Raw genomic sequence first — 25,735 nt, forward strand, 5'->3', positions numbered from 1 at the left:
TGAAATTTTAAACTATATAAATGAAATATCTGAAAGTAATAACATTATTTTTTGTTGTGGTGGTTACTAATTGTTCTGCTCAAAAACTTAATAAAATAATCTACAAAGCGCATACTAGAGGAACAGCTATTGAAATAAGAGTTGAAGAAAATACAATTAAGTATCAAAAGAATGGAAAAGAACTAGAATTTAAGCTTTCTGAAGAAAAAGTAAGGAGATTTAAGGAGATTATAAGAGTTGATGAAGAAAATTAATTTAAATGATATAGAAGCGCTAAAATCACCAACTAATAGAAGATATAATGATTCAGCATTAATAGCAAGCTTTGCAATAGAAGTTGAAGGAAAAAAGTATACATCTTCAACATTTGATGCAGGGAGTCCGCCAATTGAATTAAAAAAACTAGAAGATTTGTTATATAGTTTTATTAAAATAAATGAATAAAAAAACCGAGCATTAGCTCGGCTTTTTTATTTTAGAGGGTAAAAGAATATGTTATTTTCTTGTCCAGTTAGCTCCCCAAGTAGCATAGTCTGTACCTGCAGAAGCAGCATTTTCAGTTAAGAAATCAGCCATTGTAAAGCTAACTCCTGTATCGTTTTTCATTTTAGTAGTAACGTCATCAAATTTAACATCATTTGCTTTTAAATCACCAGAAGTTACACCAGCACCAGTTGGGTTGTCAGTAGCGTCACCATCTAAGTCAAACCCTTCAGCGAAACCAACTAATAAAACATTAGTAAAAATTCCTTGAGTACCAGCTCTTAAACGAATAGCTTCATTAGCAGTACCTGAACCTAATCCTTCAATAGTTAAATTGTTTACAGTAGGTTTAGAAAAATATTTAGGGCTAGATAAGTTTCCTATATCAGTATTATAACCGTCAGCTTCAATACCTTTATCGTGATCAACACCGTGCTTTACATAAGCATTAGTAATAGTTCCAGTATATCCTTCAGTCCAGTCGATAGAATCATCTTGAGCGTTTACAACAGAAACATAATCTACGTTTACAGTTCCACCAAAGAATTCTACTCCATCATCTTTTCCTTCAAACATTTGGATGTACTCTATTTTTGTTTTGTTACCTACACCATAGAAAGAAAATCCATTGTTTTCAGACTGACCATCAGCTTTACCTCCAGAGTACTCAACTCTTACGTAACTTAAAATACCTGAATCGTCATCAGCAATGTTACCTCCATAAGGTAAACTTGCAATCTCAGAAGTAGAAGTTGCAGTTCCTCCAGCTACTGAATTAATTGGAGCTTTTCCTAATAAAATTAATCCTCCCCAATCACCAGCGTTTGGTGTATTTGCATTAGAAGTAAAAATAATTGGTTGACTAGAAGTTCCTTCAGCCATAATTTTAGCACCTTGAGCAATTGCTAAATAAACATCTGCACCAGTAGCAGCAGCCTTAACAACAGTACCAGCTGGTATTGTTAAAGTAGTACCATCTTCAAAAATAGTTGGTCCAGTGATAAGGTAAGACTTTGAAGAGTCTAATGTTAAATCAGCAGTATAATTTCCTTTTAATTCAACTGTTTCACCAGTTGTAGGAGTTCCACCACCATTGTTGTTAGTTGTGCTATTATCATTAATAACGATATCAGCTGTACCATCATCACCACATGATGTAAATAAAGTAGCAGCTAAAGCTAATCCTAATAAAAAATTATTTTTCATTGTTTTAAAGTTTAAGATATGTTGTGTTTTGTTAAAATTTGTATTTAAGACCTAAACTAATGTTTGTTCCTCTTTTGTATTCTGAAAGAACTACGTTACCTATAGAAGTATTTTCTCTAATTCTTTTAATTGATGGGTCTAGTAAATTCTTTGCACTTAAGTTTACTTCCCATTGTTCACCAATTTTATTTTTCCAAATAAAATCTAATGTTGGTATTCCTTTTTCTATGATGTTTCCTAAAGCACCAGCTCCTAAAGCGTCAATTCTGTCTGAGAAATATGAGAAAACTAAAGAAGTAATAGGTTTATAGTTTTTAAAGTTTACTGGACTATAGTTAATATTAGCATTAATTAATATAGGAGAAGCTCCTTGAAGCTCGTCGCTATCTCTATTAAATGTTGTGCTGTAACGAGAAACTCCTGTAATATTTTGCTTTAAATCCTGCTTAGTATGCATGTAAGTAAAGTTGAATCCAGCAGAGATTAATGTTTCATCATCTTCATTTTTAATTAAATTTTTACGCGCTTCTAACTCTACTCCTAAAACTGTTGCTTTGTCTCCAGTTCTAAAATAACGTTGGTTACCAGCAGCACTATTTGCTATTACTAAGTTTACCGGATCATTAATTTGCTTTCCAAAAGCAGCTACCGATAATAACTCATCTTTAGAAATAAACCACTCATACTTTAAATCAAGATTAAAAATCTTTGAGAAAGAAGGATCGTCTAATAAGTCTGGATTACCTCCAATTCTTTGTCCAATACCTTCATAAATAAATGGAGCTACCTCCTTAAATTCTGGAACAGATACTGTTTGACTAAAGTTAAAACGTAAGTTTTGATCTTCGTTTAATGAATATTTAAGGTTTAAACTTGGTAAGAAGAATGTTTCTGAAGCATTTCTAAAACCAGGATCACTTGGGTTAATGTTTATTACATTATATTTTATATCCTGAGCAAAAGATTCAACTCTAATTCCTGGTACGATTACCCATTTTTCACCTGCTTTTATTTCAGCTGATACATAACCTGCATGTATACTTAATTTACCGTTATATGTGTTTTCATTTACACCTGGTAAACTAGCAATATTACTGTTTTCATAACCAGGTATTTTTCTAAATACATCTAACCTGAAAATTTTACCAGTCTGGCTTTTTAATATTTGAGCATTATTAATATTAAATATTGCATCAAAATTATTAACATCAGTTATTTCGTATTGCTTATTTAAAATATCGTAACCATATCTGATATTTTCAAAGTCTCTTTCTTTAATTCTTCCGTTATAACCGAAGTTTAAACCTACTTTTTCAGATGCTTGATAAGTTAAGTTTACTCTACTGTTTAATTCCTCATCAATAATTTTTTGGAAATAACGCTGATTGTCAAATGAGTTATTTGTAAAGAATACAGGATTTGTACTTGGATCATTATCTAATGAATAATGAAAATTTTCTAAACTGATTCTTTTTCTATCTGGTTCGTGAGCGAAAACATTGTTATAACCAATACCCCATGTTAGTTTTAGTTTATTGTCTTCAAATCTATGATCACCAGTTATTTGATTTACAAAAACTAAATCTTGATTATATTGAACGTTCATTTGATAGAAACCTTTATCAGTATCTCTTAAAGCATCTCTATTTTGTCCTAATCCTTTGAAACCATAATAACCAACTTCATCTCCTGAATTGTTTAAGAATAGTGATGTGTATTTTAATTTATGCTCGCTATTAATTCTGTATAATGCACTTAACATAGCAGTTGTAGAAGTGCTGTATGCATATTCTTTAGCGTTAGGAAAACGCTTTTTAAATACATTGGTATAGTCAACTAAAGGTCCTTCTCTATATTCGAAAGCTCTACTAAAAGAAGCTGTACCAAAAAGACTTAATCTAGAACCGTCTTCAAAATCGAAAGATTTACCAGCATTGATTCCAATAGAACTGTTAATAGGGCTACCTGCACTTACTGGGTCAACACCATGAGAAAGCACTACAGCATATGGGTTGTGCTTAAATCTATTGTAGTAGCCAAAATATCCAGTTCCTTCACTTTTTTGGAAATCTTCTCCCATAGCTCTAGAGTTAACACCAGAACCAAGATTAACTTCTACAAAACCATTTCCTTTATATTCTTTTGAAGAAATATCAATATTACCAGCAGCAAAATCTCCATAAAAATTAGAAGAATATGCTTTACTAATAGATACATTTTGAATAATATCTGACGGAAATAAATTTAAATCAATGTTTTTCTTAGCAATATTATTTGATGGTAATGAAAGACCATTCATAGTAGTGTTTAAATAACGATCACCTAAACCACGAACATATACATTGCTTGAACCTTCTTGTTTTGAAACACCAGATATTTTAGATACAGCCCCCGCAGCATCTGAAATTCCTTTTGAAGATAATTCTTCCGCACCAATACTTTCTTTAATAACTACAGCTTTCTTTTGATCTAGTAATAAAGCGCTAGCCTTATCTTTACTTGTAGTAGCTTTAATTTCTACTTCATCTAAAGTTACTCCTTCGTTAGCTCCTAGTTCTTGATTTATAATTAAAGTCTCTCCAGCTTTAACTACAATAGCTTTTTCAATTGTTTGATAACCAACGAAACTAAATACGATAGTTTGATTTCCTACAGGAACATTTAAGGTATATTTACCATCCATGTCTGTGGTACCACCAATAGTAGTTCCTTTTATAAAAACATTAGCAAAAGGTAATGCTTCTCCATTCATCTCTTTATCTGTAAGGGTACCAGATACAGTTCCTTTGCTTTGTGAAAATGCAAAATTGCAAAGGCTTAAAAGAGTAATAAATATTAATTTTTTCATTATAATTACTTGAGTTCTTTAAATACCCTGCAAATGTGAAACTAGATTGTAAAGCTAATGTTACATGTAAATTATCCTTGTTTTATTAGAATGTTTCTTAAATGTTAACAGAATACCGTAATGTTATGAAGACATTAATTTTATATTACTAAAAAAGGAAAGCTCATTTTTAAGCTTTCCTTTTTTTACAATTTTCGTATTTTATATGTGAATTATGTGTTTTTGAACATCGATTCTATGCTCGGTTAAAGAGTTGTTTTAGGTTTTAAAACTTTCAACATTTTCTTAGAAGATAAATATTCGAAATGACGTTGAGTAACTTTAAATGTTTTGTTTAAAATTATTGTTGCAGGTAATGAAAAAGACCTGTTTTTTCTCGAAGCCAATAATAATGGGATTTGATGTATTGGTTTTCTATTCTTTCCAATTTCATTATTAATATATTCTCTTCCTTCAAATTCTATAGTCTTCTCTGTTTCAGCATCCATTTTAACAGCATAATATTCTGAGTTTAGAACAGAAATTACTTTAGGGTCTTTAAAAGCAACTTTATTCATTTTTTTACAATAAACGCACCAATCAGTATAAAATGAGATAAATACTTTTTTAGGTTTTACTGCTAAAGAATCGTCTAATTGCTCAAAAGAAATCCAATTCACTTTTTGTTTTTGCGCGATTGTACTAACTATAAAACAACCAAAGAAAAAAAGAAATAATATGTTGTTTTTTAATGTTTTCAAAAGTTCTTGCTATATGTTTTTATGTAATACTGATTAATGAAATTTACCAAATTTTATACCAATGAAGAATGTTCTTGGAGCACTTGGTCCATAGATATAGTCAGAATCTCTAGTAGCTCCAGTATCAAAATCATTTTGATAAGCATTAAACATATTTTTTACCCCAGCTGAGATTGTTGTCATAAAATTATCATTGAAATCAATATGAGATTCTAATTTTAAATTCAAATCAAAGAAATCTCCCACTTCGTTTAGTCGTAAAAATCCTGTATCACTAATAACTCTAGGAACAGTCATACCACCTGTATAAGTTCCTGTAAGATCAATATTTATTTTTTTGTTAGGAATCCAAGAAGTATTTATATAACCGTAAAAGTTTGGGTTTCTTACAAATTCATTAACCACAATATTTGATTCTCCTGGAGTAGTTCCGTCTGTTTCAAATAAAATTTGTGGATCATTATATTTCGATGCTTGTATAGTTCCTCCTAATTGAAATTGCCATTTAGGGTTTGGTGATATTCCAAATTCAAAATTAGTTCCGTATACTTTTGCTCCAGAACCATTTCTTACTTCTTCTACTATAGAACCGTTAGATAATGTAGAACCTGTGCTTACTAATGTAAAAGGGTTTTCTAATGTTGTATAAAAACCTTCTAGTAAGAAATCTAATTGTAGTAAATTAATACTTTTTGAATAGTTTAATGACCCTGTAAAAGCGTTTGAAAATTCAGTTTTTAAATTGTCTGAAAGAATCACAAATTGTGGCTCTCCACCAACACTAGAAATATGTACATCTTCATTGAATGCTTGTGGAGCTCTAAAACCTCTTGCATAACCTCCCCTAAACTTCAAGGCATCAGTAAACTGATAAGAAAGGGTTAATCTTGGAGATAAAGTTGTTTGACTTACATTAACATTTCTGGAAATTGTACCGATAGTATAAGTTCCATCAACATTAACATTATCTAAACGAGCACCAATTAAAGCTGTAAACTTATTTGAAGGTTTCCATTCATATTGTCCGTAAACTCCTAACGATTTAACTGATTGATCAACCAAACGATTATAACCTTCTATTTTATCTTCAGTAGATGTAAAGTTATATTCTGTTCCAACGGTTAAAATATCTTTATTTTTAAATGATTTTGTGTATTGTAAACCATTTACCCAAGCTAAATCTTTAGTAGTTCCAAAAGCATTGTTAGCTAAAATACTATCTTGTTTAGTTCTTCCACCACCAAGTCCACCATAATAACTACCTCTATCGGTATAAGAAGCAGAAGTGTAAATTTGAAATTTACCAGAGTCATCCTTACTATAAACTTCATAATCTGCTCCACCAATGAAAGTATCGTGATCTAATTCTTCTGTAATATCAGTAAATTGAGGAGCAAGGTTTAGTTTATCACCACCACGTCTATATTCTTTTATAGAATTTAAATTGACTGATATTCTACTTTTTTCAGTAGGTTTTACAAAAGCTTTAGCACCAACAGTTGTGTTTTTTAATTTAACTAGCTCTGTAAAACCATCACCATTTACATCAAGGCTTTCACGATTTCTATTCATTCCAAACAATGAAACACCACTATTTAAATCATCAGCAACAACAGAGGTGTTAAATGTTAATGTTCTATCAATTGATTTACCATCAATAAAAGCGAAGTTAGAACCAATTTCCCAAGTATTTAAAACTGGGTCTTTAGTAATAACATTAACAGTACCTGCAATAGCGCTTGAACCATATAATGCAGAACCTCCACTTCTAACAACTTCAATTCGCTCAATTATATTTGTTGGAATTTGCTCTAAACCATATACACCAATTAACGATGTGAAAACAGGTCTACTATTTAATAATACTTGGGTATAACCACCATCTAAACCATTTAAACGAACTTGTGTAAATCCACAGTTTTGACAGTTAGTTTCTACACGAACACCTGGTGCGTAATTCAATCCATCGGCCATAGAAGCAGATTGAGTAGCTGTTAACAAACGCGGTTTTATGGTTGAAACAACAACAGGAGTTTCTTTGCGTTCTACTCTGTTTCTAGTAGCACTAATAACCACTTCATCTAAACCTAATACATCTTCGAACAATTCAAAATTTAAATTGATTTTTTCATCTGGCTTAGTTGTAATTTGTTTAGATGTTTTTCTAAAACCTTGAGAGCTCACCTCAATAATAGTTTTACCGATAGGGATATTCAATTCATAGTACCCATCTGCGTTGGCAGTTACTCCAATAGTACCATTTTTTATATAAACAGAGGCAAATGGTACAGGTTCATTTTTTGAGGTTATTTTTCCTGATACATTCTGGCTAAAAGCAGAATAAGTTATTTGCAAAAAGAGTATTGCAAAAAGAGCTAATTGTTTTCTCATTGTAAAGTGATGTTTTTGCAAATATATCATTAACGCAACTAAGTTGCAATTAAAAATTACTTGCACCACATGTAATATATTTTTCTGCAAAGATAAAATAATTTTTAGTCTTGTCTAAAAATTATTTTATCTAAAACAGAATTTGTATTTTTGTTGAACCAAAAAAATAGAATGTTTAGTCAGTCAGAAGAAAATTATATAAAAACAATTTATCATTTAGCAGCAATATCTGATAAAGGGATTAATACAAATGCTATAGCAAAGAAGTTAGCAACAAAAGCTTCTTCGGTAACAGATATGATTAAAAAGTTATCTGATAAGGAAGTGTTGGTTTATAAAAAATATCAAGGAGTAACTTTAACAGACTTTGGGAAGAGAACAGCTGCTAATATTATACGTAAACATAGATTGTGGGAGGTTTTTTTAGTGCAGAAGCTTAATTTTACTTGGGATGAAGTTCACGAGGTAGCTGAACAATTAGAGCATATAAAATCGCCTAAGTTAATAGATGAATTGGATTCGTTTTTAGGCTATCCTAAGAGAGACCCACATGGAGACCCTATTCCTGATAAAGATGGGAATTTACCACAAATACAAAAAAGCTTGTTGTCTACACTAGAGAAAAGTGAGAAAGGAGTTTGTGTAGGGGTAAATGATACTTCTTCTGAGTTTTTACGTTTTTTAGATAAACAAGAAATAGGTTTAGGAAAAAACATAGAAGTGTTAGATAAAGAGCCTTTTGATGATTCGTTCTTAGTGAAAATAAACGGAAAGGAAATGACGATTTCAAACAAGGTGGCAAATAATATTTATATACAAAAAAAATAAAATGAAAAGAATAGTTGGCTTAATTGCAGTTTTAATACTGGTAAGTTGTAATAACAAGGTAAAAAAGAAAAACGATAAATTAAATGTTGTTACCACTACTACTATGATTACCGATTTGGTGAAAAACATAGGAGGAGATAAAGTTGAAGTGAATGGTTTAATGGGAGCAGGTGTTGATCCTCATTTATATAAAGCAAGTGAAGGAGATGTGTCCAAGCTGTTCAATGCAGATGTGGTTATTTATAATGGATTGCATTTAGAAGGAAAGCTAGAGGAGGTTTTCGAAAAGATGAAGCATCAAAATAAAAAAACAATTACTGTTTCTGATATTATAGATAAAAATACTTTGATAGGATCTGAAGCTTTTGCATCAAATTATGATCCACATATATGGTTTGATATTAATAATTGGATAAAGATTACATCATATGTGGTTGATAAACTATCAACTCTAGATTCTAAAAACGCAGCATTTTACAAAAGTAATGGAGAAGAATATTTAAAGAAATTAAAGGAGTTGAATCAAAATATTAGTGCAAAAATAAATGAGTTACCAATAGATAAAAGAATATTAGTTACAGCTCATGATGCATTTAATTATTTTGGAAGGCAGCATAATTTTAATGTGGTAGGATTACAAGGTTTATCAACAGCAACTGAGGCTGGAGTTCAAGATGTGCAAAAATTAGCAAAGTTTATTATAGATAATGATGTTAAAGCCATTTTTGTAGAAAGTTCAGTTCCTAAAAGAACTATAGAAGCTTTACAAGAAGCAGTAAAGTCAAAAGAAAAAGAAGTAGCAATAGGAGGAACATTATATTCTGATGCATTAGGAAATGCAGGAACAAAAGAAGGAACTTACATCGGTATGTATAAAGCCAATGTAAATACCATAATAGATGCATTGAAATAGTATGGAAACAAAATATGCAGTAACAGTAGACGATTTAACAGTAGCTTATAATTATAAACCTGTACTTTGGGATATCGATTTAGCTATTCCTGAAGGAGTTTTAATGGCAATTGTTGGGCCAAATGGAGCAGGAAAATCTACTTTGATAAAATCGATCTTAGGTATTATAAATCCAATTGCTGGAAGTGTTTCTGTATATGGAAAATCATACGAGAAGCAGCGAAAGTTGGTAGCCTATGTTCCACAAAAAGGTAGTGTAGATTGGGATTTTCCGACAACAGCATTAGATGTTGTGATGATGGGAACCTATGGAAGTTTAGGGTGGATTAAAAGACCAGGAGGAGCTCAAAAGAAAGCAGCATTAGAAGCGCTTGAAAAAGTAGGAATGCTGCCATTTAAAAACAGGCAAATATCTCAACTTTCAGGAGGACAACAACAACGTGTTTTTTTAGCAAGAGCTTTAGTTCAAAATGCTTCAATTTATTTTATGGATGAGCCATTTCAGGGTGTAGATGCAACTACAGAAATAGCAATAATTAATATACTAAAAGAGTTGCGTAAAGCTGGAAAAACCGTAGTTGTAGTACATCACGATTTGCAGACAGTTCCTGAATATTTTGATTGGGTAACCTTTTTGAATGTTAAGAAAATTGCTACAGGTCCAGTTAAAGAAATATTTAATGATGATAACTTAACCAAGACTTACGGAATTAATTATAAAGTAAGTGTGCAGCAATAATGGATTTACAAGAATATTTTAAACTCGTTTTTTCCGATTATACACTTCGTACGATAACAATTGGTACTGCAATTTTGGGAGCTATCTGTGGAATGTTAGGAAGTTTTGCTGTATTAAGAAAACAAAGTTTACTAGGTGATGCAATTTCTCACGCATCTTTACCAGGAATTGCAATAGCATTTTTAATCACAGGAACAAAAGATACAAATGTGTTATTGTTAGGGGCATTGATTAGTGGTCTTATTGGTGCTTTTTGGATTCGTGGAATCGTTAAGAATACACATTTAAAAACAGATACAGCTTTAGGGTTAATTCTTTCAGTGTTTTTTGGATTTGGAATGTTGTTATTAACATTCATTCAGAAGCAACCCAATGCAAATCAATCTGGTTTAGATAAGTTTTTGTTTGGACAAGCAGCAACATTATTAGTTAAGGATGTTTGGTTTATGGTAATTGTTACTGGGGTTTGTTTACTAGTGTTATTACTTTTTTGGAAAGAGTTCAAACTGCTATTATTTGATGCAGATTATGCGAAGACCTTAGGTTTTAATATAAAATTTATAGACGCTTTAATTACTGGTTTTATTGTTTTAGCTATTGTTTTAGGATTGCAAACAGTTGGAGTAGTTTTAATGAGCGCTATGTTATTGGCACCAGCTGCAGCTGCAAGGCAATGGACAAATAGTTTAAGTACTATGGTAATACTAGCAGCAGTTTTTGGTTTACTAGCAGGTGTTGTTGGAACAGGGATTAGTTCAAGTCAGTCCAATTTATCAACAGGCCCAGTAATAGTATTAGTAGCAGCAATATTTGTAGTTATTTCATTTATTTTTTCACCAACAAGAGGTTTGTTATTTCGTCAAATACGTTTTTTAAAAAACCGACGAGATTTGAAATTGCACAAAACACTATCTTTTATGTTTGATTTAGTAAAAACTCATGAAGATAAATCTCATCCCCATGCCGTAAAAATTCTAAATAATTTTCAGGGGTATACAAGAGGGACTTTAAAAAAGTTAGAAGAGAAAAAGTATATCAAAGTTGAAGGTAAAATGTGGTCAATGACAGAAGAAGGTTATCAATTTGCTGGAAACTTATATAATCAAAATATAGAAAATGAGTAGTGCTCAGATAGAAATACAATTAATAGCAAGCTTAGTGGCAATTGCCTGTGCAATACCTGGAGTGTTCTTAGTACTAAGAAAAATGGCATTGATTAGTGATGCTATAAGTCATTCTATCTTACCTGGATTGGTAATAGGTTTTTTTATTACACACGATTTAAATTCTCCATTACTTATTTTAATGGGAGCTTTATCAGGAATAATAACGGTTGTCTTAGTAGAGTATATTCAAAAAACAAAACTAGTTAAAGAAGATACGGCAATTGGATTAGTGTTTCCTGCATTATTTAGTATAGGTGTACTTTTAATAGCTAAAAATGCAAACGATGTTCATTTAGATGTTGATGCAGTTTTGTTAGGTGAATTAGCTTTTGCACCTTTTGATAGATTACTGATAAATGAAGTTGATTTAGGTCCGAAATCGTTATGGATAATTGGTACTATTTTATTAATTACATTAGGTCTTTTGTTAGCTTTTTTTAAAGAATTAAAAGTAAGTACTTTCGATAAAGGATTGGCAACAGCATTAGGTTTTTCACCAGCAATACTTCATTATGGATTGATGAGTGTAGCATCTATAACAACAGTTGGGGCATTTGATGCGGTGGGAGCAATTTTGGTAGTTGCTTTAATGATTGCACCGGCTGCTACTGCTTATTTATTAACTAACGATTTAAAAAAAATGTTAGTGTTATCAGTAGTCTTTGGAGTATTATCGGCAATTATTGGTTATTGGGTTGCGCATTGGTTAGATGCTTCCATATCTGGTTCGATGACAACCATCTTAGGAATTGTTTTTCTAATAGTATATTTATTTGCGCCCAATAAAGGGTTAATTTCTGTTTTGTATAGGAATAAGCAACAACAAAAAGAAGTACAGTTGCTTACTTTTTTATTACATTTAAATAATCATAGTGAAGAAAGAGAAAGACATATAAATCATTTAAATGAACATATCAATTGGCATAAAGTTAAAGCTAAATCTATTGTGGAATTAGCAGAGAAAAACAACATGATTTTGATAGAAAATAAAATTATTTCGCTGACTGAAAAGGGAAAGGCCTTTACAGAGAAAGCAATAGATTATATCATAACAAATGATGATTCTGAAATAGAATCAATGAAAAAAGATTTCTTTTTGTTTAGAGGTTAAAAACAAAGGAACTTTATGTAAATTCGTGCAATTAGCATCTAAAAAATAATTGTGCAAGAAGTATCAACATTTCAGGTATATAACGCATCAGCAGGAAGCGGAAAGACTTTTACATTAGTAAAAGAATACTTAAAAGTATTGTTAAATTCTAATGATATTTTTCGTTTTCAAAAAGTACTAGCCATAACTTTTACAAACAAAGCTGCTGGAGAGATGAAAGAACGTGTATTGGAAAATTTACACGATTTTTCAGAAGGAATAGAAAACGATTTGTTCCAACTAATAATTAATGAAATACCAGTTGAGAAATCAATTATTCAAGAAAGGAGTAAAAAGATTATAGAAGCAATTCTACAGAATTATTCAGCTTTTTCAATAACTACAATTGATAGTTTTACTCATAAAATAATAAAAAGCTTTGCATATGACTTAGGGCTGTCTTTAAATTTTGAAGTTGAAATGGATGCAATTTCACTGTTGAATGAAGCAGTTGATATTTTAATTTCTAAAATTGGAACAGATAAAGATTTAACGAAGTTATTAATTGATTTTTCTTTAGATAAAGCGGATGATGACAAGTCATGGGATATTTCAAGAGAGCTAAGCGAGTTTTCTAGGATTTTATTAAACGAAGATGATACAGAGCATTTTAGACAGCTAGCAGATAAAAAATTAGAAGACTTTACAGGACTAAAAAATAAGTTGTCAAAACATGAAAAAGAGATAAAAGAAAATTTGCAAGAAATTGGAAACAAGGGATTGCAAATTATAGAAGAAGCTCAATTAAGTCATAAAGATTTTTATAGGTCAATGTTGCCTAATCATTTTGTAGCATTGTCTGAAAGTCCTGATAAAGCAAAGTTTTTTGAAGATTCGAAACTTAGAGAAAGGATAGAAGAGAATAATTTTTATTCGAAATCTAAATCAGATGATATTAAAACGACTATAGAAGAAATTTTACCAGAATTACTAAATCTGTATATGCAATCAGAGAAGTTGTATCAGCAGCATTTGTTAAATAAGTTGGTGTTAAAAAGTATCATTCCGTTAGCCGTTTTAAATTATATAAACTTAGAATTAACAGAAATAAAAGAAGAAAACAATCTTCGGTTAAATGCAGAGTTTAATCAATTAATATCTGATAATATAAAAGACCAACCAGCGCCGTTTATTTATGAACGAATTGGTCAGCGATTTATGCATTATTTTATTGATGAAATGCAAGATACATCTGTATTGCAGTGGCAAAACTTAATTCCCTTAATAAATAATGCACTGTCTCAAGAAAATGCAAGTTTATTATTGGTTGGAGATGGAAAACAAGCTATTTATCGTTGGCGTGGAGGTAAAGCAGAGCAGTTTATAAACTTAGGGTCAGAAAAAGGAAATCCATTTTATATACCAAAAGAAGTAAAAACATTAGAAAGAAACTATAGGAGTTTTTCAGAGGTAGTGAATTTTAATAATTCATTTTTTCAACATACAGCAAACTTTCTTCAAAATGAAGATTATAAACAACTGTTTATTGAAGGAAATAAGCAAGAGGAGAACTCAAAAAAAGGAGGTTTTGTTTCAATATCTTTTTTAGAAAAGGAAGAAGAAAAAGAAAATGAACAGATAAAATACCCAAAGAAAGTTTTAGAAATCATTCGAAGTTTAGAAGATGATTTCTTGTTGAATGAGATTTGTGTATTGGTGAGAAAAAAGAAGGATGGAATAGCGGTAGCCAATTATTTATCGGAAAATGGGATTAATATTATTTCTTCAGAAACATTGTTGTTGCAAAATAGTACTAAAGTTAATTTTACAGTTAACATATTACGTGTACTTCAATATTCAAATGATAAAGAAACTTTGTTAGAAGTCTTGTACTTTTTGCATAATCATTTAAATTTTGAAAAAAACAAACATTCATTTATTTCGGAGTTTATTCATCAGTCAAATGAAACAATATTTCAAAATTTAAAAGACTATGGAATTTCATTTGAATTATCAACTTTTCATCAATTGCCTTTTTATGAAAAAGTAGAAGAAATAATTCGAAGTTTTAAATTAATTAATTCATCAGATGCTTATGTTCAGTTTTTTTTAGATGTTGTATTGGAGCAACAAAGAAAAGGAACTAGCATTCAAGAGTTTTTGGAGTTTTGGGAAGAGAAAAAACAGAATCTGAGTATAGTAGTACCAGAAAGTGGTAATGCAGTACAAGTAATGACAATTCATAAATCTAAAGGACTGGAGTTTCCGGTAGTTATTTTTCCTTATGATTTGGATATTTATCGACAAATAAATCCAAAGATTTGGTTAAATAAATTGCCAGAAAATTTTAATGGTTTTAATGAGTTATTAGTTCCATTTAGTAAAGATTTGAGCTATTTAAATGCTACTGGAGCGGAAATCTATAATCATCAGCGAGAAGAATTAGAATTAGATAATTTTAATTTGTTGTATGTAGCTTTAACAAGACCAGTTGAACAATTGCATGTCATAACAGAAAAAAGGATTACAAAAACAGGAGAGAATACAAATTACTATTCAGGAATTTTTATTAATTATTTGAAGAAAATAGAAGAATGGAAAGAAGATGAATTAGAGTACTCTTTTGGAAATATAGAAAGGCTTGTAAAAAAGGAAAAAGAGGTGTCATCAACAAATATTCAAGAAGCATTTATTTCAACATCTTGGAAAGAACATAATATTCAGATGCTAGCGAGTGCATCAAAATTATGGAATACAGAACAGGAAGAAGCTATTAAATTCGGGATTCTTATTCATGAGATTATGTCGAAAATAATAATAAAAGAAGATGTTAGTAAAGTAATAAATCAATATGTTCAGCAGGGAATTATTGATAATAAAGATTCAGAGTTTATAAAAAAAGATATAAATAGAATCGTAAATCACCCATTGCTAGAAGAGTATTTTTCAGAGAATATAACAGTTTATAATGAAAGAGAAATTGTTGATGTAGATAACCAAATTATGATTCCAGATCGACTTGTTTTTGATAAAAACGGAGAAATTATAATTATAGATTATAAAACAGGTAAGCCATCTAAAAGTTATCATCAACAATTGTTGAGGTATGAACGAGTATTAAAATCTATGGGCTATGTAGTGAAGAAAAAGCTCCTCATATATATTAATGAAAAAAATTTGATTGAAGAGGTATAAGAGCTAACTTTGACCATTTAAAAAGCAAACAACTTTCAAACATAAATTATGTACGGAAAAATAAAAGAACAATTACAGCAAGAAATTCAAGATATTAAAGATGCTGGATTGTATAAATCTGAACGAATTATTACATCATCACAAGATGCAGTAATTAAAGTTTCAACAGGAGAAGAAGTAATTAACTTTTGTGCAAATAATTATTTAGGGTTGTCAAATCACCCAGAGGTAATTCAAGCAGCAAAAGATACAATGGATACTCATGGATTTGGAATGTCTTCAGTACGTTTTATTTGTGGAACTCAAGATATCCATAAAAATTTAGAAAAAAAGATAGCAGATTTTTATACAACAGAAGATACTATTTTATATGCAGCAGCTTTTGATGCAAACGGTGGAGTTTTTGAGCCTTTATTAACAAAAGAAGATGCCATTATATCTGACAGTTTAAATCATGCTTCAATTATCGATGGGGTTCGTTTATGTAAAGCAGCAAGATATCGTTATGCAAATAATGATATGGCTTCATTAGAAGAACAATTGATAGAAGCCAATAAACATAACCATAGATTTAAAATCATAGTAACTGATGGAGTTTTTTCTATGGACGGAATTGTAGCTAAATTAGATGAAATTTGTGATTTAGCAGATAAGTACGATGCGTTAGTAATGGTTGATGAATGCCATGCAGCTGGATTCATAGGAAAGACAGGAAGAGGTACAGTAGAACTGAAAAATGTAATGGATCGTGTAGATATAGTTACAGGGACATTAGGAAAAGCTCTTGGAGGAGCAATGGGAGGTTATACTACAGGTAAAAAAGAAATTATTGAAATCTTACGTCAACGCTCACGTCCATATCTATTTTCAAATTCATTAGCGCCAGCAATTGTAGGAGCTTCTTTAAAAGTATTTGATTTGTTATCAAATGACACTACTTTAAGAGATAAATTAGAGTGGAATACAAATTATTTCAGAACTGAAATGGAAAAAGCTGGTTTTGATTTAGTAGGTGCAGATGCAGCAATTGTACCTGTAATGTTATACGATGCCAAGTTATCACAAGTGATGGCTAATAAACTATTAGAAGAAGGAATTTATGTAATTGGATTTTTCTATCCAGTAGTGCCAAAGGAGCAAGCTAGAATTAGAGTTCAATTATCAGCTGCACATGAAAAAGAGCATATAGATAAAGCCGTAAATGCTTTTGTTAGAGTAGGAAAAGAGTTAAATGTGATATAAAGATATTAAGGTAAAAACTTGTAATTGTTATAAGTTTTTGTAGATTTGCTTTTGTAAATAAGTTTTTACAACTTACATTTGCGCTATATATAAACGAACTTTTAATTTAAATTTTTAATAATGAAACAAATCAAATTAGCTGTGATAGCTTTGTTTTCGTTCGCTACTATTGGAACGATAAACGCACAGGATTCAGACAACCCATGGGCGGTTGGATTTGGTGTCAACGCAGTTGACGTAAGAATCCCAACTAAGTTTGGAGATTATGCAAAAGATTATATCGGTACTAGTGACTGGAATGTTTTACCTTCTATTTCTAGAATTACTGTTGACAGATATTTAAACGATGGTTTTACTTTACAGTTAGCAGGTTCTTTAAATAAAATTGAGACTGTAAACAGTGAAAATGATACTGATGAGCTTTACTGGGCTATCGATGCAAACGTAAAATATGACTTAAATAATTTATTTGGAGATACTTCTTGGTTTGATCCTTATGTATATTTAGGTGGAGGTTATACTAACGGTGTTAACGCTGCAGGAGCTGAAGGTTCTGAAGGAATGTTAAACGCAGGTTTAGGATTTAACACTTGGTTCAACGAAAATTTAGGTTTAAACTTTCAATCAGGAGCTAAGAAAGAATTTGCTGGTAAAGTACAAGATCACTTCCAACACTCAGTTGGTTTAGTATTCAAATTCGGAGGTAAAGATACTGACGGAGATGGTGTATATGACAAAGATGATGCTTGTCCAGAGGTTGCAGGATTAAAAGAATTCAACGGATGTCCTGATACTGACGGTGATGGAATCAAAGATTCTGATGATGCTTGTCCAGAAGTAGCTGGTTTAGCTGCTTTGAATGGATGTCCTGATACAGATGGTGACGGTATTGCTGATAAAGATGATGCTTGTCCAACTGAAAAAGGAACTAAAGCTAACAACGGATGTCCTGATGCTGACGGAGACGGTGTAATTGATAGTAAAGATAAGTGTCCTAACACTGCAGGACCAGCTGAAAACAATGGATGCCCTTGGCCAGATACTGATGGTGACGGAGTTTTAGACAAAGACGATAAGTGTCCTAAAGTTGCTGGAGTTGCATCTAACAACGGATGTCCTGAGGTTGTAATTAAAGAAGAGGCTGTAAAGAAATTAAATGATTTCGCAAGAGCTATCTACTTTAACTCTGGAAGAACTACTTTTAGAAGAGGAGTTACTGGTAAATTAGATTTAATTGCTGGTATTATGAAAGAATATCCAAAAGCTAACTTTAGTATTCAAGGACATACAGATAGCCAAGGTAGAGCTTCAACTAACATGAAGTTATCTCAAAGAAGAGCTAAAGCTGTATTAGATTACTTAGTAGGTAAAGCTGGAGTTGCTGCTAACAGATTATCATCTCAAGGATTTGGTGAAGATTACCCAATCGCTGATAACAAAACTAGAGCTGGTAGAGCACAAAACAGACGTGTAGAGATTAAATTAGTAAAATAATTTAACCAAAAACATAGATAATTAAAGCCTCGCATTTGCGAGGCTTTTTTTATATACTTTTTTTTATGAAAAATAGTTTAAAAGGTTTTTTAAATTCCTTTAAAAAAATTACCTTTGCACCTTGAAAAAAGGAGCTAAAGCTCACATAGCAAATTAAATAACTTTAATTACATATAGTAATGTCTACAATAACAGGTAAAGTTTCTCAAATTATTGGTCCAGTTATCGATGTTGAGTTTAATACAGAAAATGCTGAATTACCAAAGATTTACGATTCATTAGAAATTAAAAAAGCTGATGGTTCAACTTTAGTTTTAGAAGTACAACAACATGTTGGAGAAGATACGGTTCGTACAATCTCTATGGATGCAACTGATGGATTAAGTAGAGGTACGGAAGTAGTAGCTACAGGAAATCCAATTCAAATGCCAATAGGAAATGATATTTATGGTCGTTTATTCAACGTAACTGGTGATGCTATTGATGGATTAGGAGACTTACCAAAATCTGGTGATTCAGGATTATCTATCCACCGTCAAGCACCAAAATTTGATGAATTATCAACTTCTACTGAAGTATTATTTACTGGAATTAAAGTAATTGACTTAATTGAGCCTTACGCAAAAGGAGGTAAGATTGGATTATTTGGAGGAGCTGGAGTAGGTAAAACAGTATTAATTCAGGAGTTAATTAACAACATTGCAAAAGGACACGGAGGTTTATCTGTATTTGCAGGAGTTGGAGAGAGAACTCGTGAAGGAAATGATTTATTAAGAGAGATGTTAGAATCTGGAATTATCAAATATGGTGATGATTTCATGCATTCTATGGAAGAAGGAGGATGGGATTTATCTAAAGTTGATAAACCAGGAATGAGAGACTCTAAAGCAACATTCGTATTCGGTCAAATGAATGAGCCACCTGGAGCACGTGCACGTGTAGCTTTATCTGGTTTAACTATTGCTGAATATTTCCGTGATGGTGCAGGAGAAGCTCAAGGAAAAGATGTATTATTCTTCGTTGATAATATCTTCCGTTTTACACAAGCAGGTTCTGAGGTATCGGCGTTATTAGGACGTATGCCATCAGCGGTAGGTTACCAACCAACATTAGCAACAGAGATGGGAGCAATGCAAGAGCGTATTACTTCTACTAAGAAAGGATCTATTACTTCTGTACAAGCAGTTTATGTACCTGCAGATGATTTAACGGATCCAGCACCAGCTACAACGTTTGCTCACTTAGATGCAACAACTGTATTATCTCGTAAAATTGCTGAGTTAGGTATTTATCCAGCAGTAGATCCATTAGATTCTACTTCTAGAATTTTATCACCAGAAATTTTAGGTGATGAGCACTATAATACTGCACAAAGAGTAAAAGAAATTTTACAGAGATATAAAGAATTACAAGATATTATCGCAATCTTAGGTATGGAAGAGTTATCTGAGGAAGATAAATTAGTAGTTCACAGAGCACGTCGTGTACAACGTTTCTTATCTCAACCATTCCACGTAGCTGAGCAGTTTACTGGTATCCCAGGATGTTTAGTTGATATTAAAGACACTATTAAAGGATTTAATATGATTATGGATGGAGAGTTAGATAAGTACCCAGAGGCAGCGTTTAACTTAAGAGGTTCTATACAAGAAGCAATTGATGCTGGTGAGAAAATGTTAGCTGAAGCATAATTCAATTAACAATTAACAATAATTAATTCTATTGAAATTATGTTTTTAGAAATTGTAACACCAGAAGCTATTTTGTTTTCATCTGAGGTAGATTCTGTTACTGTACCAGGTATAAATGGTGAATTCCAGATTTTAAATAATCACGCACCAGTTGTATCTATTTTAAACGAAGGAACAGTAAAAGTACATGTACATACTCAAGACCATAAAGTTTTTGATGACTTGCATGGTAGTATTGTAAGTTTACCAGAAGATGATAAAGTTTTAACTTTAAGCATAAAGTCTGGAACTTTAGAAATGAAAGAAAATAAAGCAATTATTCTAGCAGACTAATTGATTTAAATAATAAGAAAAAGCCAAACATAGTGTTTGGCTTTTTTTGTTTTATAAATCATTAAACTATCGAAATTAATTATCTTTGTACTTATGAACGGAATATTTTTATTTATAGGAGGGCCTGAGATTTTTGTAATCTTATTATTAGTGGTGATGTTATTTGGAGCAGATAAAATTCCTGAAATAGCAAGAGGATTAGGAAAAGGTATGCGACAAATTAAAGACGCAACTAACGATATTAAAAAAGAAATAAACGATAGCGCCAAAAATCAAGGTATTGATACCGATTTTGTAAGGGATATTAATAAAGAGGTAAATGAAGTTAAAGAAAATATAGATGACTTCACAGGACCGATTAAAAGAAGATAAAAACTTTTATTTTACTCGGCTTATAGTCAAACCATCTCTAATTGGTAATAATATGGTTTCTAAGCGATCATCTTCATTTAACTTTCTATTATACTCTAAAAGAATTTTTGTGTCAATATCCTTAGGATTTAAAGCTTCTACTACTTTACCACTCCAAAGTACATTGTCAGATAAAATGATCCCACCAGTATTCATTTTATCGATAATTAAATCAAAATAATTTAAGTAATTAGATTTATCAGCATCAATAAATACTAAATCAAACGTGTCATCTATAGAAGGAATAATATCTATAGCATTTCCTATAATTTGCTTGATTTGTTCTCTATATTCAGATTTTTGAAAGTATTTATATTGAAGTTCTTCCAGTTCTTCATTCTTATCAATAGTATAAAGAATCCCATACTTTTGTAAACCTTCGGCTAAACATAAAGCAGAATATCCAGTGTAGGTTCCAATTTCTAAAATTGATTTGGGTTGAATTAGTTTTGATATCATAGATAACACTCTACCTTGAAAAGCACCACTTAACATTCTTGGGTTCAATATTTTTTGCCAAGTTTCTCTTGTTAATTCTTGAAGGATTTGAGGCTCTTGTTGAGAATGACTAACAACGTAATCATCAATTTTTTCAGGAAGAAAATGCATGAATATATTTTTAAATCAAAGGTATAAAAAAACGGAATCTATTGTAGCATAAATTCCGTTTCAATCTAACAAAAAATCAAAAATTGATCTTATTCAGATCAAAGTCGTTAATTAAATTGACTTAATTGTTCCTTTAAAGCTTCTTTATCTTTATTAGATAAACACTGTGTTTCGTTTTTACAATCATTAGCTTTCATTTTAAAAATGTGTGTCATCTTTTTATTCTGTTTAGAATATAAAGCACAAACTTTGCAAACTAAAATATGCCAATTAAGTTGTAATTTCTCGTAAAATGAAGCTTCACCATATTGTGCTTTATCACAAATAGTAGTAGCTTCATCGCATGTTATTTTAAAATTTTTAAACATTGTTTTTTACTTATTAAACCAGTTCTTTTCCATACAGTTTCTTAGCTGAGTTCTCGCTCTATGAATAATAACCCATAGGTTCGACGGAGTGATATCTAATTCCTTACAAATTTCTTCAGTTTCAAATTCTTGAATAGTTTTCATCCTAAAAACCATAGCGTATTTTTCAGGAAGATGCCCTATACATTCATCTATTTGAGACTTTAATTCGTTATTTTCAATACTCTTTTCAGCTTCATTATTCCAAGACTGAGGTACACGTTCCTCAATCCAGTTACCTTCATTTTCACCATTATCATAAAAATTCATTCTAACTTCAGCTTGACCTTTTTTAGAATTGATTTTTCGATAATAGTCAATTATTTTTCTCTTTAAAATTGAAACTAACCAAGTTCTCTCGGTTGATTTACCTTCAAAGTTTTTTGCAGATTTAAGTCCAGCAAAAAATGTTTCTTGGACTAAATCTTTAGCTATATTGGAATCATTAACACGAACTATAGCATAATTAAATAAATAATCAGCATAGTTATCTACCCATTTATTTGGAGATAAAGTGTTGGATTTATCAGTTCGGTTCATTGCGTCAAATATAAGCTATTTTTTATTTAAATGTAGTCTGATAAATTCTACTTAATCCATTAGGATTAATATTTACGTAATTAATAATTTCTGTTAATTTTTTTCTCTTTTTGAAGCTTTTAGGAATTGAACTTTTATTAGTGGTATAATAAAGAACATTATTCTTCATATCCACAAACGGACAATAATCTAGTTTTCTTGAATTAATACCATTTTGTAAATGTTCAGCAGGTAACCAATTATTGTTTTTATCTTTTCTACTTATGTACAAATCGCCACGTCCTAAATCATCTTTTCTTCCATAAGAAGTAAATATTATAAAACTTTCATCCGGTGCTACAAAAGCGTTAAATTCATATTTTTCTGAATTTATCTTATTGCTTAAAGAGGTAGGATTAGTATACTCTCCATCTTTAAATCTACTAACATAAATATCTTCTTTTCCTTTTGAATTTTCATATTGAGCTGTAAAGAAAAGATCTCCCTTATTTGTAACAGAAGGATAAAATTCGTCTTTAGAAGTGTTTACTACTGCACTTATTTTTTTAGGTTCCGACCAATTATCAATAAGATTGTTTCTGGTAACATACCATATATCCATATCTTTTTTTATTTCAGATGTGTTATTACTAACCCTATTTGAAGCAAAAAATAGTTTTAAACCATCAGGAGATAAAAAAGGTTCTAAATCTTTGTGCTGTCCAGAAAAAGCTACAGCTTCAGGTTTAGTCCATTTACCGTTTATTTTTTTAGAAAAAGCAATAAATGAATATTCTTTAGCATAACTTTCTACAGTAAAATAAAATTCGTTTCCATTTTTATTTATTGAAAAATCTCTTACGTTAGGCAGATCTTTAAATAAGTTAGGTAAAAACATTTTAGGATTTTGAGAAAACCCTATGCTAGATATTAAAAAACAAAAGAGTAAGTATTTCTTCATTAAACTATTCTTTTACAGATTTGCAACTATTTCTTCGTCTCATGTCTACTAAATAAATAATTTCCCATTTTCCATTATTATTAAATAATTGAAAAGAATTGGCTCCACAATGACTAAACTTATCATTAAAATAGAATTCATAAGGAGTCCAAGCCGAAGCTAAATTACCATCTACTTTAATATCGTATGACAAGAGTTTTTCAAAATATTTATGCTCAGGTTTTTTACCTGCAATTTTTGCTAGAAGATTTTCTCTACTTTCCGTAGCCAACTTTTTTTCACCCTTTTTGTTAGTAAAAGTCGTTTGTATTTTAACAGAGGAATGAAGTGTTTTGCCAACAATTGCACTATCACCTTTGTGAAGTCCTTCAAAAAAAGTATTAATAGTTTTTTTTATCATATCGTGTTCATTTTTGCTTTGAGCATTAGCAACACTTGTGAGAATTAACACTATTAAAACAGTAGTAATTTTATGCATATTTGTTAGATTTTAGATAGTAAAGCTATTAAAAAAGAAAAGAGAGAAAATATAATTAACAGAAGATTAACTAGTTTTCTATGAATTTAATAATAATGATAGAAGTTCCTTAAAGTAAATTGTTCAATAGAATAAATGTGTATTTTTACAGACTAGAAAATTAAAAACAATGTCAGTAGCTAAAAAACAATACAAAAGAATTACCACAAAATCATTAGTTGAGATGAAAGCTAATGGAGAAAAAATATCCATGCTTACTGCCTATGATTATACAATGGCAAAAATTGTTGATGGAGCTGGAGTTGATGTGATTTTAGTCGGAGATTCAGCTTCGAATGTAATGGCTGGACATGAAACAACTTTACCAATTACATTAGATCAAATGATTTATCATGCAAGTTCGGTAATTAGAGCAGCGGAACGTAGTTTGGTAGTTGTTGATTTACCTTTTGGAACGTATCAAGGAAATTCTAAAAGTGCCTTAGAATCTGCCATTAAAGTAATGAAAGAATCTGGAGGACACGCAGTAAAATTAGAAGGAGGAAGTGAGATTGCTGAATCAATTTCTAGAATTTTAACAGCAGGAATTCCTGTTATGGGGCATTTAGGATTAACGCCCCAATCTATATATAAATTTGGTACGTACACAGTAAGAGCAAAAGAAGAAGAGGAAGCTAATAAGTTATTAGAAGACGCGAAATTATTAGAAGAGTTAGGATGTTTTGCTTTGGTTTTAGAAAAAGTTCCTGCAGTGTTAGCAGAAAAAGTAGCTAAGAGTTTAACGATTCCAGTTATTGGAATTGGAGCAGGTGGTGGAGTAGATGGACAAGTACTAGTAACACACGATATGCTTGGAATGACACATGAGTTTAATCCTCGTTTTTTACGTAGATATTTAGACTTGTATGGAGAAATGACAAATGCTTTTCAAAGTTATATAGAAGATGTGAAGTCGCAAGATTTTCCTAACGAAAAAGAGCAATATTAACAATTACAAGCCTTCTGATTAAGAAGGTTTTTTTATACGTAAAATGAAAATACTTCACTTAGATTCAAATCATTCATTATTATTAAGTCAGTTAAACGATTTAGGCTTTACAAATGAGGAAGGTTATACTGCAACAAAGTCAGAAATAGAAGCAAAAATTCATCAATACGATGGGGTTATTATTCGAAGTAGATTTACAATTGATCAACAATTTTTAGATAAAGCAACAAATCTAAAATTTATTGGTAGAGTTGGAGCAGGTTTGGAGAATATAGATTGTAATTATGCTGAAGAAAAAGGAGTTTATTTAATCTCAGCACCAGAAGGAAATAGAAATGCTGTAGGAGAACATACATTGGGTATGTTGCTTTCTCTTTTTAATAAACTTAATAAAGCAGATACCGAAGTAAGAAAAGGAAAATGGCTTCGAGAAGATAATAGAGGAATTGAGTTAGATGGAAAAATAGTAGGTTTAATAGGTTATGGAAACATGGGAAAAGCCTTTGCTAAAAAGTTAAGAGGTTTTGATGTAGAAGTAATTTGTTATGATATAAAACCAAATGTGGGAGATGAGAATTGCAAGCAAGTATCTTTAGAAGAATTACAAGAAAAAGCAGATGTTTTAAGTCTTCATACTCCTCAGACAGAATTAACTATAAACATGGTGAATTCTACATTCATTAATCAATTCTCAAAACCTTTTTGGATACTTAACACAGCAAGAGGAAAATCAATAGTAACGGAAGATCTAGTAGAAGCTCTAAAAAATAAAAAAGTTTTAGGAGCTGGTTTAGATGTTTTAGAATATGAGAAAAAGTCATTTGAAAATTTATTTCAGAAAAAAGACACTTCAGGAAAAGTAGAAATGCCAGAAGCGTTTCAGTTTTTAATTAATGCAGAAAATGTAATTCTTTCCCCGCATGTGGCAGGCTGGACTATAGAAAGTAAAGAAAAGTTGGCGCAAACTATAGTTGATAAAATTAAAGCAAAGTTTTGTTAACTT

24 protein-coding genes are annotated in these 25,735 nt (G+C 30.9%); 15 read left to right on the forward strand and 9 right to left on the reverse strand.

What is annotated here, in order from left to right:
• Positions 1 to 20 precede the first annotated feature (20 nt).
• Positions 21 to 254, forward strand: coding sequence for a hypothetical protein (locus tag MHN29_RS05950; RefSeq protein WP_235274274.1), 234 nt, complete (start codon positions 21 to 23; stop codon positions 252 to 254).
• Positions 241 to 444: a hypothetical protein gene (locus MHN29_RS05955; RefSeq protein WP_235274273.1), complete on the forward strand. Its 204-nt coding sequence runs from the start codon at positions 241 to 243 to the stop codon at positions 442 to 444. Before MHN29_RS05950 ends, MHN29_RS05955 begins: the two co-directional genes overlap by 14 nt.
• Before the next feature lie 51 nt (positions 445 to 495).
• On the opposite strand, the gene MHN29_RS05960 is transcribed toward MHN29_RS05955, so the two are convergent.
• From MHN29_RS05960 to MHN29_RS05975, 4 genes are all read right to left on the reverse strand, one after another.
• Positions 496 to 1,689 (reverse strand): multidrug transporter, encoded by a 1,194-nt coding sequence (locus MHN29_RS05960; protein ID WP_235274272.1) that lies wholly within the window; start codon positions 1,687 to 1,689, stop codon positions 496 to 498.
• A gap of 31 nt (positions 1,690 to 1,720) precedes the next feature.
• Positions 1,721 to 4,537 (reverse strand): TonB-dependent receptor, encoded by a 2,817-nt coding sequence (locus MHN29_RS05965; RefSeq protein WP_235274271.1) that lies wholly within the window; start codon positions 4,535 to 4,537, stop codon positions 1,721 to 1,723.
• A gap of 245 nt (positions 4,538 to 4,782) precedes the next feature.
• Entirely contained in the window at positions 4,783 to 5,196 is a 414-nt protein-coding gene (locus MHN29_RS05970) for a thioredoxin fold domain-containing protein (protein WP_235274270.1), read from the reverse strand.
• A 114-nt stretch (positions 5,197 to 5,310) separates the two neighbouring features.
• A complete protein-coding gene (locus MHN29_RS05975; protein ID WP_235274269.1) occupies positions 5,311 to 7,668 on the reverse strand; it encodes a TonB-dependent receptor in 2,358 nt (785 codons plus the stop codon).
• A gap of 171 nt (positions 7,669 to 7,839) precedes the next feature.
• Here MHN29_RS05975 and MHN29_RS05980 point away from each other — a divergent pair, with 171 nt between their 5' ends.
• From MHN29_RS05980 to MHN29_RS06030, 11 genes are all read left to right on the forward strand, one after another.
• The gene (locus tag MHN29_RS05980) at positions 7,840 to 8,496 is read left to right on the forward strand and encodes a metal-dependent transcriptional regulator (RefSeq protein ID WP_235274268.1); all 657 of its coding nucleotides are present in this window, start codon (positions 7,840 to 7,842) and stop codon (positions 8,494 to 8,496) included.
• Position 8,497: 1 nt separating this feature from the next.
• Positions 8,498 to 9,409, forward strand: a complete 912-nt coding sequence (locus MHN29_RS05985) for a metal ABC transporter solute-binding protein, Zn/Mn family (RefSeq protein WP_235274267.1) — start codon at positions 8,498 to 8,500, stop codon at positions 9,407 to 9,409.
• A gap of 1 nt (position 9,410) precedes the next feature.
• Entirely contained in the window at positions 9,411 to 10,148 is a 738-nt protein-coding gene (locus MHN29_RS05990) for a metal ABC transporter ATP-binding protein (RefSeq protein ID WP_150898361.1), read from the forward strand.
• Positions 10,148 to 11,272 (forward strand): metal ABC transporter permease, encoded by a 1,125-nt coding sequence (locus MHN29_RS05995; protein WP_235274266.1) that lies wholly within the window; start codon positions 10,148 to 10,150, stop codon positions 11,270 to 11,272. Before MHN29_RS05990 ends, MHN29_RS05995 begins: the two co-directional genes overlap by 1 nt.
• Positions 11,265 to 12,425 carry a metal ABC transporter permease gene (locus tag MHN29_RS06000; protein ID WP_235274265.1) on the forward strand — a complete coding sequence of 387 codons (1,161 nt, stop codon included), beginning with the start codon at positions 11,265 to 11,267 and terminating at the stop codon, positions 12,423 to 12,425. Before MHN29_RS05995 ends, MHN29_RS06000 begins: the two co-directional genes overlap by 8 nt.
• 51 nt (positions 12,426 to 12,476) lie before the next feature.
• The gene (locus MHN29_RS06005; RefSeq protein ID WP_235274264.1) at positions 12,477 to 15,599 is read left to right on the forward strand and encodes a UvrD-helicase domain-containing protein; all 3,123 of its coding nucleotides are present in this window, start codon (positions 12,477 to 12,479) and stop codon (positions 15,597 to 15,599) included.
• A gap of 48 nt (positions 15,600 to 15,647) precedes the next feature.
• Positions 15,648 to 16,841, forward strand: coding sequence for a glycine C-acetyltransferase (gene kbl / locus MHN29_RS06010; RefSeq protein ID WP_235274263.1), 1,194 nt, complete (start codon positions 15,648 to 15,650; stop codon positions 16,839 to 16,841).
• A 120-nt stretch (positions 16,842 to 16,961) separates the two neighbouring features.
• A complete protein-coding gene (locus MHN29_RS06015) occupies positions 16,962 to 18,335 on the forward strand; it encodes an OmpA family protein (RefSeq protein WP_235274262.1) in 1,374 nt (457 codons plus the stop codon).
• A gap of 179 nt (positions 18,336 to 18,514) precedes the next feature.
• On the forward strand, positions 18,515 to 20,026 hold the full coding sequence (atpD, locus tag MHN29_RS06020) for a F0F1 ATP synthase subunit beta (protein ID WP_150898367.1): 1,512 nt from the start codon (positions 18,515 to 18,517) through the stop codon (positions 20,024 to 20,026).
• A gap of 39 nt (positions 20,027 to 20,065) precedes the next feature.
• A complete protein-coding gene (locus MHN29_RS06025) occupies positions 20,066 to 20,359 on the forward strand; it encodes a F0F1 ATP synthase subunit epsilon (RefSeq protein ID WP_150898368.1) in 294 nt (97 codons plus the stop codon).
• Positions 20,360 to 20,452: 93 nt separating this feature from the next.
• A complete protein-coding gene (locus tag MHN29_RS06030) occupies positions 20,453 to 20,731 on the forward strand; it encodes a twin-arginine translocase TatA/TatE family subunit (protein WP_150898369.1) in 279 nt (92 codons plus the stop codon).
• 6 nt (positions 20,732 to 20,737) lie between these two features.
• Here MHN29_RS06030 and MHN29_RS06035 read toward each other — a convergent pair whose 3' ends face one another.
• The 5 genes from MHN29_RS06035 to MHN29_RS06055 all read right to left on the reverse strand — a co-directional run bounded on the left by MHN29_RS06035 (position 20,738) and on the right by MHN29_RS06055 (position 23,744).
• Positions 20,738 to 21,379 (reverse strand): O-methyltransferase, encoded by a 642-nt coding sequence (locus MHN29_RS06035; RefSeq protein WP_235274261.1) that lies wholly within the window; start codon positions 21,377 to 21,379, stop codon positions 20,738 to 20,740.
• Between the two features lie 107 nt (positions 21,380 to 21,486).
• Positions 21,487 to 21,747 (reverse strand): hypothetical protein, encoded by a 261-nt coding sequence (locus MHN29_RS06040; protein ID WP_150898371.1) that lies wholly within the window; start codon positions 21,745 to 21,747, stop codon positions 21,487 to 21,489.
• Positions 21,748 to 21,753: 6 nt separating this feature from the next.
• A complete protein-coding gene (locus tag MHN29_RS06045; RefSeq protein WP_150898372.1) occupies positions 21,754 to 22,326 on the reverse strand; it encodes a sigma-70 family RNA polymerase sigma factor in 573 nt (190 codons plus the stop codon).
• A gap of 22 nt (positions 22,327 to 22,348) precedes the next feature.
• The gene (locus tag MHN29_RS06050; protein WP_235274260.1) at positions 22,349 to 23,266 is read right to left on the reverse strand and encodes a hypothetical protein; all 918 of its coding nucleotides are present in this window, start codon (positions 23,264 to 23,266) and stop codon (positions 22,349 to 22,351) included.
• Positions 23,267 to 23,270: 4 nt separating this feature from the next.
• Positions 23,271 to 23,744, reverse strand: coding sequence for a nuclear transport factor 2 family protein (locus tag MHN29_RS06055; protein ID WP_235274259.1), 474 nt, complete (start codon positions 23,742 to 23,744; stop codon positions 23,271 to 23,273).
• A gap of 169 nt (positions 23,745 to 23,913) precedes the next feature.
• Here MHN29_RS06055 and panB point away from each other — a divergent pair, with 169 nt between their 5' ends.
• Both panB and MHN29_RS06065 read left to right on the forward strand, forming a co-directional pair.
• Positions 23,914 to 24,732: a 3-methyl-2-oxobutanoate hydroxymethyltransferase gene (gene panB / locus MHN29_RS06060; protein WP_235274258.1), complete on the forward strand. Its 819-nt coding sequence runs from the start codon at positions 23,914 to 23,916 to the stop codon at positions 24,730 to 24,732.
• Positions 24,733 to 24,775: 43 nt separating this feature from the next.
• Positions 24,776 to 25,732, forward strand: a complete 957-nt coding sequence (locus MHN29_RS06065) for a 2-hydroxyacid dehydrogenase (RefSeq protein ID WP_235274257.1) — start codon at positions 24,776 to 24,778, stop codon at positions 25,730 to 25,732.
• Positions 25,733 to 25,735 lie beyond the last annotated feature (3 nt).

Source organism: Tenacibaculum sp. Cn5-46 (assembly GCF_022347705.1).
Classification (GTDB): domain Bacteria; phylum Bacteroidota; class Bacteroidia; order Flavobacteriales; family Flavobacteriaceae; genus Polaribacter; species Polaribacter aiptasiae.